The 12524-nt window shown below is 74.0% G+C and carries 11 protein-coding genes; 6 read left to right on the top strand and 5 right to left on the bottom strand.

Annotated features, from left to right (window positions below; genetic code table 11):
- Positions 1–17 precede the first annotated feature (17 nt).
- On the top strand, positions 18–893 hold the full coding sequence (locus ACFXDE_RS28415; RefSeq protein WP_380497516.1) for a sulfurtransferase: 876 nt from the start codon (positions 18–20) through the stop codon (positions 891–893).
- A gap of 70 nt (positions 894–963) precedes the next feature.
- Here ACFXDE_RS28415 and sepH read toward each other — a convergent pair whose 3' ends face one another.
- From sepH to ACFXDE_RS28435, 4 genes are all read right to left on the bottom strand, one after another.
- The gene (gene sepH, locus ACFXDE_RS28420) at positions 964–2031 is read right to left on the bottom strand and encodes a septation protein SepH (RefSeq protein ID WP_380439556.1); all 1068 of its coding nucleotides are present in this window, start codon (positions 2029–2031) and stop codon (positions 964–966) included.
- Between the two features lie 648 nt (positions 2032–2679).
- The gene (locus ACFXDE_RS28425) at positions 2680–3288 is read right to left on the bottom strand and encodes a hypothetical protein (RefSeq protein WP_380439558.1); all 609 of its coding nucleotides are present in this window, start codon (positions 3286–3288) and stop codon (positions 2680–2682) included.
- A gap of 138 nt (positions 3289–3426) precedes the next feature.
- Positions 3427–4749, bottom strand: a complete 1323-nt coding sequence (locus ACFXDE_RS28430; protein ID WP_380439560.1) for a D-arabinono-1,4-lactone oxidase — start codon at positions 4747–4749, stop codon at positions 3427–3429.
- Positions 4750–4883: 134 nt separating this feature from the next.
- Positions 4884–6140 carry an MFS transporter gene (locus ACFXDE_RS28435; RefSeq protein WP_380497517.1) on the bottom strand — a complete coding sequence of 419 codons (1257 nt, stop codon included), beginning with the start codon at positions 6138–6140 and terminating at the stop codon, positions 4884–4886.
- A 130-nt stretch (positions 6141–6270) separates the two neighbouring features.
- Between ACFXDE_RS28435 and ACFXDE_RS28440 the strand changes: the two genes are divergently transcribed.
- On the top strand, positions 6271–7413 hold the full coding sequence (locus tag ACFXDE_RS28440) for a ferrochelatase (RefSeq protein WP_380497518.1): 1143 nt from the start codon (positions 6271–6273) through the stop codon (positions 7411–7413).
- Between the two features lie 15 nt (positions 7414–7428).
- The gene (locus ACFXDE_RS28445; protein ID WP_380497519.1) at positions 7429–8253 is read left to right on the top strand and encodes an inositol monophosphatase family protein; all 825 of its coding nucleotides are present in this window, start codon (positions 7429–7431) and stop codon (positions 8251–8253) included.
- Positions 8254–8450: 197 nt separating this feature from the next.
- Here ACFXDE_RS28445 and ACFXDE_RS28450 read toward each other — a convergent pair whose 3' ends face one another.
- Positions 8451–8636: a hypothetical protein gene (locus tag ACFXDE_RS28450; protein ID WP_030057688.1), complete on the bottom strand. Its 186-nt coding sequence runs from the start codon at positions 8634–8636 to the stop codon at positions 8451–8453.
- 443 nt (positions 8637–9079) lie between these two features.
- Between ACFXDE_RS28450 and ACFXDE_RS28455 the strand changes: the two genes are divergently transcribed.
- The 3 genes from ACFXDE_RS28455 (at position 9080) to ACFXDE_RS28465 (ending at position 12377) form a co-directional block, all read left to right on the top strand.
- Positions 9080–9733, top strand: a complete 654-nt coding sequence (locus tag ACFXDE_RS28455; RefSeq protein ID WP_097235981.1) for a response regulator transcription factor — start codon at positions 9080–9082, stop codon at positions 9731–9733.
- A gap of 79 nt (positions 9734–9812) precedes the next feature.
- A complete protein-coding gene (locus ACFXDE_RS28460; protein WP_380439569.1) occupies positions 9813–11132 on the top strand; it encodes a sensor histidine kinase in 1320 nt (439 codons plus the stop codon).
- 264 nt (positions 11133–11396) lie between these two features.
- Positions 11397–12377, top strand: coding sequence for an acyl-ACP desaturase (locus ACFXDE_RS28465; RefSeq protein ID WP_380497520.1), 981 nt, complete (start codon positions 11397–11399; stop codon positions 12375–12377).
- Positions 12378–12524 lie beyond the last annotated feature (147 nt).

The following is a 12524-nucleotide window of genomic DNA, read 5'->3' on the forward strand; positions in this document are numbered from 1 at the left end:
GCGCGACAATGGCCCACATGACCACCTACAACGACGGTTCCCCGCTGATCTCCGCGGCCGGGCTGCGGGAGGCGCTCGCCTCGTCGCGTCCGCCGGTGCTGCTGGACGTGCGCTACCAGCTGGTCGGTGCGGCCGCGGGCGGCCCGACGGCCGCGGAGGAGTACCGGGCCGGGCACCTGCCGGGCGCGCACTTCGTCGACCTGGACCGGGACCTCGCGGCCGCGCCCGGCGCTCCCGGCCAGGGGGGCCGCCACCCCCTGCCGGACCTGGAGGAGTTCGGCGCCGCGATGCGCCGCTTCGGTGTCTGCGCCGACCGTCCGGTCGTGGTGTACGACGGCGGGCCCTCGCTGTCGGCGGCCCGCGCCTGGTGGCTGCTGCGCTGGGCCGGGCACCGCGACGTGCGGGTGCTGGACGGCGGTTACGCGGCGTGGTCGGCGGCCGGGCTTCCGGTGACGGCCGAGGTGCCGGCGGAGGAGGAGGGCGACTTCAAGCCCGTCCCGGGCAAGATGCCGACGATCGACGGGAATGGCGCGGCGGCGTGGGCGCGCAGCGGCCTGCTGCTGGACGCCCGGTCGGGAGAGCGCTACCGGGGTGAGACGGAGCCGGTCGACCCGCGCGCGGGGCACGTCCCGGGCGCGGTGTCGGCGCCGACCACCGAGAACGTCGGTGCGGACGGGCGGTTCCGGCCGGCCGCGGAGCTGGCCGAGCGGTTCCGCGCGCTGGGCGCGGGGGAGCGGGAGACGGCCGTGTACTGCGGGTCGGGGGTGACGGCGGCGCACCAGGTCCTGGCACTGGAGGTGGCGGGCGTGCCGGCCACGCTGTACCCGGGGTCGTGGAGCGAGTGGTCGAGCGACGCGAGCCGTCCGGTGGCGGTCACGGAGCAGCCGGGCTGAGCGTCCCGCGCCCGCGGGCGTACGGAAGGGGCGGGAGGCCGAAGCCTCCCGCCCCTTCTCGCGCGGACGGTTATTCCTGCTTCTTGCGCCGGCTGCCGAAGACGATCTCGTCCCAGCTGGGCACGGTGGCCCGGCGGCCGGGCCGGACGCCGTCCGCCTCGGCCTGCCGGTCGGTGGTGCCGACCAGGCGCTCGCGGTGCGGGGCGACGGCGCGCGGCATCAGGATGTCGGCGTACGCGGAGCCGGCGCCGACGGCGGGTGCCGCGGCGGCGGCCGGTTCCTCGGTTTCCTCGGCGACCTCGGCGGGCACCGGTTCGACCGGGGCGGGTCCGACGGCGAGGTCGCCGCGGAAGGCGGGGACGACGTCGAGCAGGCTGGTGAGCGAGTCCCGGCCCTCGGCCGCGGCCTCGCGCGCCTCGCGGGCGGACATGATGCGGTCGGCGGAGGGGCGGTCGATCATCGGGCGGGGCGGCCGGTCCTGGGGGAGCCGGGCGATCCGCGGGATGAACGGGAAGACCGAGTCCTCCTCGCGCTCGACGGTCTCGCCGATCAGCGCGCGGGCCTCGTCGTCGTTGGGCGTGACGAGGCGCCGGGGCGGGTCGTACGTCCAGGAGGCGCTGCGGCCCTCGCCGTCGGAGCGGTAGGAGAGGATGACCTCCCACGTGCCGTCGTCGCGCCGCCAGGAGTCCCAGCGCTCGGTCTCCTTCTCGGCGCCGCGCAGCGCGAGCCGTTCGGCGACGGCCTCGCCGAGCTGCGGGCCGGGGGACTCGCCGTTGCGGCGGATGGCGGTCTTGCGGGCGCGCTCGGCCATGAAGGCGCGTTCGGCGAGGACGGGTCCCTCGAAGCGGCGGACCCGGTCGACGGAGATGCCGGCGGCCTGGGCGACCTCCTCGGCGGAGGCACCGGCTCGTATCCGCGCCTGGATGTCGCGGGGGCGGAGGTGGCTCTCGACCTCGATCTCGATCTGGCCGAGGCGCGGGCGGTCGCCGCGGATGGCGGCGCGCAGCCGCTCGTCGATGGGGAGGGTGTACTCCGTGCTGTCGGCAGCCTTGAGCACCAGCCGTGTGCCGTCGTTGCTGACGGCCACAACCCGCAGTTCGGGCACGGTTACCTCCCGGGTGGTGCCTGCCGACGTCACCTGCGTCGCTGCTCCCGTACTGAGTGTGGCCTGCCCACTCGCGACTGGCCACAACCTTGCTGAGTTCCCCGGCGTGTCGGGCTCACGCCCGTCCACACCGCTGTGGCACGGTTGCCTTTTTGCCACGTCATCCGTCGACGTCGCGCCTGGGTGTCCCGGCCGTCCTCGCACGCGGAGTGTTCGCGACGATCCGGGACCGGCGTCGCCGTGCGTGCCTGTGTCGTGGCTCTTCGTCAAGTTGCCGTGGTACTGGCAGTCGACAAGTCGACCCAAGGCTCAGGCTTTACGAACAGTACTCCATTCGTGGCATCCGGAGGGGCGGCTCGCCGCTCAAGTCTCCCGCGATTCACGGGAATCTCAAGAGCGCGCGCCCCGGGCGGCGGACCGCTGCCGGATGGACGGTGATCATCTTCACACAATCGCGGAGGGAAGAACCGGATTTTCGTCCCTTGTGTCCTTCTTTGGGCAAGATGGAGTGACTTGTTCGAAGAACAGTCGTACGGACCGAGGGATGTCGATGCCGGAGCGGGAGCCCGTCGAGGAGGGCGGGAAGGACGAGCGCAGGCGGATCGATCTGAGTGTGGCTCAGGTCGTGGCGAGCGCGCTGGCCGCGGTGGCGGGGGCCTTGTTGGCGTCCGAACTGGGGGTCTACGGCACGATCATGGGCGCGGCGGTGGTGAGCGTCGGGGCCACCACGGGCGGTGCGCTGTTCCAGCACCTCTTCAGGCGCACCGGCGAGCAGCTGCGCGAGGCGGTGGACCGCGGGCCGAACCAGACGGTGAACGGGCTGCGCCAGGTGCCGGCGGACGACGTGGCTCCGGTGGAGCCGCGGGTGCCGGTGATCTCGTCGGAGTGGAACGAGCCGCAGGTGGTCCGGGCGCGCCGGCGGTGGACGTGGCGGACGTACGCGGCGGTGTCGGGGCTGGTGTTCGTGCTGGCGATGACGCCGATCGTGGCGTTCGAGATGGTCACCGGGCAGCCGGTGTCGGCGACGGTGACCGGGCAGACGGGCAACGGCACGTCGTTCGGCGGCAGCGTGGGCACGGATCCGAAGCCGCCGGCCGGCGATCCGACGGGCCGGCCGTCCGGTGGCGGGCACGGGCCGGGCGCGACGCCGTCGGGCGGTGCGTCGGACCCGGCGACGTCGAGGCCGCGGCCGGAGCCGAGCGGCAGCCCGAGCGGGTCGCCGACCTCGGGCGGGTCGCCGTCCCCGACACCGACGCCGACCCCGGACCCGAGCCCGAGCGGGACGCCCACCTCCGGCGCGTCCCCGTCGGCGGGCGGTGGCGGGAAGCCGACCGGCGGGACGACTCCGCAGCCGCCCGCGCCGAGCCGGGCCCCGGCGTCGGAGGCCCCGGCGCCCGCCGCCGGAACCCCGGCGGGCCAGGGCGTGTCCTAGTCGCCGAGGACCCGGCGCAGGTACGGGTTGGCGAACAGGCGGCCGGGGTCGACCTCGTCGCGCAGGGCGGTGAAGTCGCCGAAGTGCGGGTAGACCCCGGCGAGGTACTCGGCGTCGCGGGTGTGCAGCTTGCCCCAGTGGGGGCGGCCCTCGTGGGCGGCCATCAGCTGTTCGACGCCGGTGAAGTAGCCCTGGTCGCGGGTGCCCCGGTAGAGGTGGACGGCGATGTAGGCGCTGTCGCGGCCGGAGGCGGTGGAGAGCCAGAGGTCGTCGGCGGGGGCGAAGCGGACCTCCACCGGGAAGCTGATCCGCCAGTCGGACCGTTCGATGAGCGCCTTCAGCTCGCGAAGCACGTCGGCGACGGCGGCGCGCGGCACGGCGTACTCCATCTCGACGAAGCGGACCTTGCGCGGGCTGGTGAACACCTTGTGCGAGGTGTCGGTGTAGCTGCGGTCGGACCACGCGCGGCTGGCCAGCGAGGCGATGGCGGGGATGCTGCCGGGGAAGCGGCGGCCGACCCGGCAGGCGCCCTCCCACACGGTGTTGGAGAGGAAGTCGTCCTCCAGCCAGCCCTTGAACCGGGGCAGCGGGGCGGCCGGGCCCTGGCTGCGGTTGTTGCGCTTGGTGCTGCAGCGGTCGGTGTGCGGGAACCAGTAGAACTCGAAGTGCTCGTTGACGGCGGTGAGGTCGTCGAGGCGGTCGAGGACCTCGTCGAAGCGCATCGGCTGCTCGTGGGCGGTGAGCAGGAAGGACGGCTCGACGCCGAAGGTGAGCGCGGTGATCACGCCGAGCGCGCCGAGGCCGAGCCGGGCGCCCTGGAAGAGCCGCGGGTTCTCGGTGGGCGAGCAGCGGTGGACCGTGCCGTCGGCGAGGACGATCTCCAGGGCGCGGATCTGCGCGGCGAGCGAGCCGGAGTCGCGGCCGGTGCCGTGGGTGCCGGTGCTGGTGGCGCCGGCGACGGTCTGGACCTCGATGTCGCCCATGTTGGTGAGCGAGAGGCCCTCGGCGGCGAGGAGCCGGTTGAGCCGGTGCAGCGGGAGGCCGGATTCGACGGTGACGGTGCCGGCCTCGCGGTCGATCCCGCGGACGGCGGTGAGCGCGTGCGGGCGGATCTGGACGCCGTCGCCGGCGGAGGCGATCGCGGTGAAGGAGTGGCCGGAGCCGACGGCCTTGACGGTGCGGCCCTGTTCGGCGGCGCGCCGGATCTCCCTGGCCAGTTCCTCCGCGGTGCCGGGCGCGGCGGCCCGGGCGGGCCGGGCGCTCTGGTTGCCGGCCCAGTTGGTCCAGCGGACGGCGGTCGCGGTACTGGCCTGGGGCATGTGCTGACTCCTGCTCCGTGGCCGACGGGGTCGGCGGGGTCCGGGCGGTGGGGGCCGCCGGTGGGGCCTGTGCACGGGGCCGCGCGGGCCCCTACCCGCGGGTAGGCCCGCGAGTAGGGAGGAGATTAGTCAGTTCACCGTCCGAGGTCTACGGGTTCGACGGCGGGCGCCCCGGGCTCGGCCGCGGGCAGGCCGGCCCGCAGGGTGCGCAGGCCGACGAGGGCGACCAGGACGCCGAACACGCCGGCGACCAGCGGCACCCAGTAGCCGGCGGCGGCGCCGGAGGCGTCCACCACCCAGCCGCCGGCCGAGGAGCCGAGGGCGACGCCGAGCGCGAGCCCGGTGGTGGTCCAGGCCATGCCCTCGGTGAGCTGGGCGGCCGGGACGAGCCGTTCGACCAGGGCCATCGCGGAGATCAGGGTGGGGGAGATGGCGACGCCGGCGAGCAGGAGGACGGCGCCGGTGGCGAGCAGCCCGCCGAGGCCCTGCACCGCCTCGGCGACGAGCAGCACCGGGATCATGGTGAGCGCCATCATCACGACGCCGACGACGAAACGATTCGCCAGGGGGCTGGTGGGCTTGAGCGCGCCGTAGACCATGCCGGCCAGGCCGGAGCCGAGTGCCCACACGGCGAGGACGGTGCCGGCGAGGCCCTCGTGGTCCTGGGCCCGGGCGAAGGCGACGGTGACGATCTCGACCGAGCCGAAGATCGCCCCGGTGGCGATGAAGGTGAGCACCAGCACGACCAGGCCGGGGTTGAGGATCGCGCTGCGGCCGCTGCGCCCGGCGGCCGGGTGGACCGGCGGCTCGGTGCGCCGCTGGGCGGTGAACAGGACGATCCCGACGGTGAGCGCGAGGCCGGCGGCGAGCAGGCCGGACTCGGGGAAGACGTTGGTGGCCAGGCTGACGGCGAGGATCGGGCCCACCATGAAGCAGAACTCGTCGACCACCGCCTCGAAGGAGTACGCGGTGTGCAGTCGGGCGGGCTTGTCCCGGTAGAGGTGGGCCCAGCGGGCGCGGACCATGGCGCCCGCGCTGGGCATGGCGCCCATGCCGACGGCGAAGAGGAAGAGCGTCCAGTCCGGGGCGTCGAAGTGGGCGCAGAGCAGCAGTCCGGTCGCCGCGGCGATGGTGAACGCGGCGGCGGGCAGCGCGACGCGGCGCTGGCCGTGCCGGTCGACGAGCCAGGAGACGGCCGGTCCGAGCACCGCGGCGGCGATCGCCAGGGTCGCCGAGACGAGGCCCGCCACCCCGAAGGAGCCGCGCTGCTGGGACAGCATGGTCACGATGCCGATGCCGGTCATCGAGATCGGCAGGCGGGCGATGAACCCGGCGGAGGAGAAGGCCAGCGTGCCGGGGGCGGCGAATATCTGGCGGTAGCTGGACAGCACGCGGAAGCTCCGGGGAGGTAAGGAACAAGGCGGTTGAACACAGCTTACGTATGTTGGCAAACGGTATTTTCCGGGCTCTCCGCGCCGCCCCGCCGACGGGCCCCGGCCCCTCAATGGCAGGATCGGTGCCATGTCCGACGCGCGCAAACCCTCCCTCTCCGGCGCCGCTCCCTACGACGCCCTCCTGCTGCTCTCCTTCGGCGGCCCCGAGGCCCCCGAGGACGTCGTGCCGTTCCTGGAGAACGTCACCCGCGGCAGGGGAATCCCGAAGGAACGGCTGAAGGAGGTGGGCAAGCACTACTTCATGTTCGGCGGGGTCAGTCCGATCAACGGGCAGAACCGCGAGCTGCTGGCCGCGCTGCGCAAGGACTTCGCCGACCACGGCCTGGACCTGCCGGTCTACTGGGGCAACCGCAACTGGGCGCCCTACCTGACCGACACCCTGCGCGAGATGGCCGCCGACGGTCACCGCCGGATCGCCGTCCTCGCCACCAGCGCCTACGCCGGCTACTCCGGCTGCCGCCAGTACCGCGAGAACCTCGCCGACGCGCTCGCGGTCCTCGCCGACGAGGGCGGCCCCGAGCTGCGCGTCGACAAGCTCCGGCACTTCTACAACCACCCGGGCTTCGTCGGCCCGATGGCCGAGGCCACCGTCGCCGCCCTGGAGCGGCTGCCCGCCGGCGTGCGGGACGGCGCCCGGCTGGCGTTCACCACCCACTCCATCCCCGACGCGATGGCCGAGACCTCCGGCGCCCCGGACGACCCGGCCCGCGGCGAGCCCGGCGGTGCGTACGTCGCCCAGCACCTGGACGTCGCGCGGCTGGTCGTCGAGGCCGTCGCCGAGCGCACCGGCGTCGCCGGCCGGCCGTGGGAGCTCGTCTACCAGAGCCGCAGCGGGGCCCCGCACATCCCGTGGCTGGAGCCGGACATCTGCGACCACCTGGAGGCCCGGCACGCCGACGGCGCGCCGGCCGTCGTGATGGTCCCGATCGGGTTCGTCTCCGACCACATGGAGGTCACGTACGACCTCGACACCGAGGCCGTCGCCAAGGCCGCCGAGCTCGGCCTGCCGGTGGCCCGGGCGGCCACCGTCGGCGCCGACCCCCGGTTCACCGCCGCCGTGCGCGAGCTGGTCCTGGAGCGGGCCGCCACCGAGCGCGGCGAGGACGTCACCCGCTGCGCCCTCGGGGCGCTCGGGCCCAGCCACGACGTGTGCGCGGTGGCCTGCTGCCCCAACCCGCGCGCCCCCCGCCCGGCCGCCGCCGAGCGCTGACCCGTACCGGAGGAGATGCCCGTGTCCAGCCCCGCCCTGCCCGACGCCCGGCTGCTCGACGACCTGCTCGACGTGGCCCTGGACGCCGCCCGCCGGGCGGGCGCCCTGCTGCGCGACGCCCGGCCCGCCGACCTGGGTGTGGCCGGCACCAAGAGCAGCCCGGTCGACGTGGTCACCGAGATGGACCTCGCCTCCGAGAAGCTCGTCGTGGAGCTGATCGCCGAGCGCCGCCCGCAGGACGGCTACCTCGGCGAGGAGGGCGCCGACCGGCCCGGCACCAGCGGGGTGCGCTGGGTCGTCGACCCGCTCGACGGCACGGTCAACTACCTGTACGGGCTGCCCTCGTGGGCGGTGAGCGTGGCCGCCGAGGTGGACGGCCGGGCGGTCGTCGGCGTCGTCCACGCGCCGGCCCGCGGCGAGCTGTTCCACGCCGTCGTCGGGCGTGGCGCCCGCCTCGACGGCGCGCCGATCTCCGCCCGCCCGGCCCCGCCGTGGGGGCAGGCGCTGATCGGCACCGGCTTCAACTACGTCGAGGCGGTGCGGGTCCGGCAGGCCGAGGTGCTGCTGGCCCTGATGCCCGAGGTGCGGGACATCCGCCGGGGTGGCGCCGCCGCGGTGGATCTGTGCGACGTCGCCGCCGGGCGCCTGGACGGCTACTACGAGCGCGGCCTGGCCCCCTGGGACCGCGCCGCGGGCTGCCTGATCGCCACCGAGGCGGGTGCCCTGACCGGCGGACGGCCCGGGCACGGCCCGGACGGTCGGCTCACCGTCGCCGCCGCGCCCGGCGTGTACGAGCCGCTCCAGGAGCGCCTGGCCGCGCTGCGCGCCTGGGCGGATTGAGCGCTTCACCGGACGTTCGCCCCCGGGACACGTCATGTCCCGGGGGCAAATCTTTGCCCCCGCAGGCGCGGGTTCCTCCCGGGCCGGGCAAACGAAGAGCCCTGGCATACGGGGGATGCCAGGGCCTGGGGTTTCGCACGGCCCCCGCAGGGCCGCTGGTGCCGGAGGACCGGCGTCGGGTCAGGTGCTGCGAAGCGTCACGCGGCGGTGCGGTGGCGCTCGAGCACGGTGTCCACGCCGTGCTCGGCGGCGAGTCGGCGGAGGTCGTCCAGCTCGGACTGCTCCACCTCGGCGAGGAACTCGTCCCCGGCCTCGATCGCGCGGTGCAGGTCCTGCTCGGCGTTGGCTATGCGCTGCAGGATTCCGGCCTTGAAGGCGTCCATACGGGCCCCCTTACTGTGTCGGACGTGCACGGTCGTGCGTTCTCCGCCCTGAGGTGGTCCGGTCGACGGAAGCGCCCGGGCCGGCGGGTCTGCTGCTCCGGTCGGGCGCGGAGACGGCCTCGGCCGCTCCCGGTGACGTCCCATGCCCCAGGGCTGGCGCGGATGAACGCACGGCGGGTGGGTGCGACCGGCCAAGGGCCAGATCGCGGGTGTGCAGCTGTCCTCCCCGCCCCGACGGCCGGGAAACCTGCCCGGCCGAGAAAGTTGCCCGTGTCACAGTCCAATCGGACTGCTCCGGGTACGAACCGTGACCGGTGGGGAGCCGGGCGAACCCTGCCCGAGGGGCAGCTTATCGCTGCTTTACCGAAGGACCAGGCAGGATGGAGACACGTTCGGAGCCGTGCGTCCGCTTCCGGGGCCGGCCTGGAGAAGGGACAACGACCGTGCGGGTTCTCGTCGTCGAGGACGAGCAGCTGCTCGCCGAGGCCGTCGCAACCGGCCTGCGCCGCGAGGCGATGGCCGTCGACGTGGTGTACGACGGGGAGGCCGCGCTCCAGCGCATCGCGGTCAACGACTACGACGTCGTGGTGCTCGACCGGGACCTGCCGCTCGTCCACGGGGACGACGTCTGCCGCAAGGTGGTCGAACAGGGCCTGGCCACCAGGGTCATCATGCTGACCGCCTCCGGCGACATCAGCGACCGGGTCGAGGGCCTGGAGATCGGCGCCGACGACTACCTTCCGAAGCCGTTCGCCTTCAGCGAACTCGTGGCCCGGGTAAGGGCGCTGGGCCGCCGCGCGACCGTCCCGCTGCCGCCCGTCCTGGAGCGCGCCGGCATCTCGCTCGACCCCGGCCGCCGCGAGGTCATCCGCGACGGACGCACCGTGCAGCTCGCCCCCAAGGAGTTCGCCGTCCTGGAGGTCCTGATGCGCGCCGGCGGCGCCGTCGTCTCCGCCGAACAGCTCCTGGAGAAGGCCTGGGACGAGCACACCGACCCGTTCACCAACGTCGTGCGCGTCACCGTCATGACGCTGCGCCGCAAGCTCGGCGACCCGCCGGTCATCGTCACCGTGCCCGGCTCCGGCTACCGCATCTGAGCGGAGCCCGCCCCGGATCCCCGGCGGATCCCCCCACCGACCAGCGCCCGCCCCGGCGGACGCCCCGAGAGGACCCATCATGACCACCCCGCCCCCGGCCGGCGGGCCCTCCGGCGCGCCCGCCGGCGGCCCGCGCGTCGTACCGCCCAAGCCCGCACACCCCCCGCGCGCGCCCCGGCTGCACCAGTCGACGCACGAGAACTACGTCCCCGGCGACGGCATGCTCGCCTGGCTGCCGTTCCGCCCCACCATCCGGATGCGGCTCACCCTGCTCTACGGCGGGATGTTCCTGATGGCGGGCATCGTCCTGCTGCTGGTGATGTACTACTTCGTCCGCCAGGCCCTCCAGGACGCCTCGCTGCCGCACCTCGTGCTCAGCAGCCCGACCGGCAACATCAGCGTCACCACGCCGGACGGCATCACCATCACCAACCAGGCGACGCTGGACCGGTGGCTGGCCAACTACCAGACCGTCCAGTCCAACCAGGCGCTCAACACGCTGCTGCGCAAGTCCCTCACCGTCCTCGTCTGCCTCGCCGTGATCGCCTTCGCGGCCGGCTACGCGATGGCCGGCCGGGTGCTGCGCCCGCTCGGCCGGATCACCCGCACCGCCCGTGACGTCGCCTCCTCCGACCTGCACCGGCGGATCGAGCTGGACGGGCCGGACGACGAGCTCAAGGAGCTCGCCGACACGTTCGACGGCATGCTCGACCGGCTCGACCGCTCGTTCGACTCCCAGCGCCGCTTCGTCGCCAACGCCTCGCACGAGCTGCGCACGCCGCTGGCGATCAACCGGACCCTGCTGGAGGTGCAGCTCTCCGACCCGGCCGCCTCGCCCGACCTCCAACAGCTCGGCAAGACCCTGCTGGCCACCAACGAGCGCAGCGAGCAGCTGGTCGAGGGCCTGCTGCTGCTCGCCCGCAGCGACAACGAGCTCACCGAACGCCGCCCGGTCGACCTGTCCGAGGTGGCCTCCCGGGCGCTGGAGCAGACCCGCTCGGAGGCCGACAAGCGCGAGGTCGAGCTGCGCTCGACGCTCGATCCGGCCGTGGCCTCGGGCAACGGCGTCCTGCTGGAGCGGATCGCGCTGAACCTGCTGCAGAACGCCGTGCGCTACAACACCGCCGGCGGCTGGGTCGAGCTGACCACGGCCGAGGTGCCGGGCGGCGGCGAGCTGGTCGTCTCGAACACCGGCCCGGTGGTGCCGCAGTACGAGCTGGAGCACATCTTCGAACCGTTCCGCCGGGTCAAGGGCGCCGACCGCACCCGCAGCGACAAGGGGGTCGGGCTCGGCCTGTCCATCGTGCGCTCGGTGGTCCGCGCCCACGGCGGCGCCATCGAGGCCACTCCGCGCCCCGGTGGCGGCCTCACGATGCGGGTGCGCATCCCGGGCCCCTGACCGCGCCCGCGGGCCGCTGCGGGGCCGGTTGCGCCGCCCGTCGCGCCGCCCGCGCCACCGCCCTCCGTAAGCGACCGTTCGAGGCCGCCCCCGCCAGGCCCGTCAAGACGACATAAGGCCAGGCGGGGGCGGCTTGTCTTTTCCGGTCCGGGCAACTTACGGTGTCGTAACCTACGCAACCGTAAGTGTGCCCCTCCGCGCGTCCCCCGACGTGCCCGCCCAACGCGCCCGTCCCGCGCGTGCCGTCCCCCAGGAGCAACCCCCGTGACCATCGCCCCTGTGCAGCGCAGCACCTCGCTCGGATCGAGCGCCTGGACCGACGCCCGGCTGATCCTGGCCCTCGAAGAGGTCGTCGAGAAGGAGCTCAACCGCCACCTCGCGGTGGCCAAGGAGTGGATGCCGCACGAGTTCGTGCCGTGGAGCCAGGGCCGCGACTTCGACGGCGTGCTCGGCGGCGAGGCCTGGTCGCTGGAGCAGTCCCAGGTGACGGCGCTCGGCCGGGTCTCCCTCGTGGTCAACCTGCTCACCGAGGACAACCTCCCGAGCTACCACCACGAGATCGCGACGATGTTCGGCCGCGAGGGCGCCTGGGGCACCTGGGTGCACCGCTGGACCGCCGAGGAGGGCCGGCACGGGATAGCCATTCGCGACTTCCTGCTCGCCACCCGGGCCGTCGACCCGGTGGAGCTGGAGCGGGCCCGGATGTCCCACATGTCCGAGGGCTTCGAGTCCGACAACGCGCACAGCATGCTCCACTCGGTGGCCTACGTGGCCTTCCAGGAGCTCGCGACCCGCATCTCGCACCGCAACACCGGCAAGCACGCCGGCGACCCGCTGTGCGACCAGCTGCTGGCGAAGATCGCCAACGACGAGAACCTGCACATGGTCTTCTACCGCAACCTCCTCAAGGCCGCCCTGGAGATCGCCCCGGACCAGGCCATGCGGGCCATCGCCGACGTCGTGACGGACTTCCGGATGCCCGGCCACGGCATCCCGGGCTTCGAGCGCGCCGCCGCGCAGATCGCCATCGGCGGGGTCTACAACCTGCGCATCCACCACGACGACGTGCTGCAGCCGGTGCTCCGCCACCTGCGGGTGATGGAGATCGACGGCCTCGGCGCGGAAGGCCTGATGGCCCAGGACGAGCTCGGCGTCTTCCTCGACGGGCTGGACGAGCAGGCCCGCAAGTTCGAGGAGCGGCAGGCCGCCCTGCTCGCCCGCCGGGCCGCGCGCCGCGCCTCCTAGCACGCCCCTGCGGGCCGACGTCCGCCGGTGGGCCCCCCACCCGGGCGGCGCCCGGTGGCGCGGGGGGTCCCGGGGGGCGGCGGGGGGTTGGGAGTGGGTGGTTTTTGCGTGATTTTGCCCCGCAGTTTATGTAAGGGACCAAACTCA

The organism is Kitasatospora sp. NPDC059408 (assembly GCF_042751525.1).
GTDB lineage: Bacteria > Actinomycetota > Actinomycetes > Streptomycetales > Streptomycetaceae > Kitasatospora.

Bases quoted from the DNA above. Each gene is read 5' to 3' on its own strand.
- ACFXDE_RS28415 (WP_380497516.1), top strand. From the start codon at position 18: ATGACCACCTACAACGACGGTTCCCCGCTGATCTCCGCGGCCGGGCTG.
- ACFXDE_RS28430 (WP_380439560.1), bottom strand. From the start codon at position 4,749: ATGCCCCAGGCCAGTACCGCGACCGCCGTCCGCTGGACCAACTGGGCC.
- ACFXDE_RS28440 (WP_380497518.1), top strand. From the start codon at position 6,271: ATGTCCGACGCGCGCAAACCCTCCCTCTCCGGCGCCGCTCCCTACGAC.
- ACFXDE_RS28445 (WP_380497519.1), top strand. From the start codon at position 7,429: ATGCCCGTGTCCAGCCCCGCCCTGCCCGACGCCCGGCTGCTCGACGAC.
- ACFXDE_RS28450 (WP_030057688.1), bottom strand. From the start codon at position 8,636: ATGGACGCCTTCAAGGCCGGAATCCTGCAGCGCATAGCCAACGCCGAG.
- ACFXDE_RS28460 (WP_380439569.1), top strand. From the start codon at position 9,813: ATGACCACCCCGCCCCCGGCCGGCGGGCCCTCCGGCGCGCCCGCCGGC.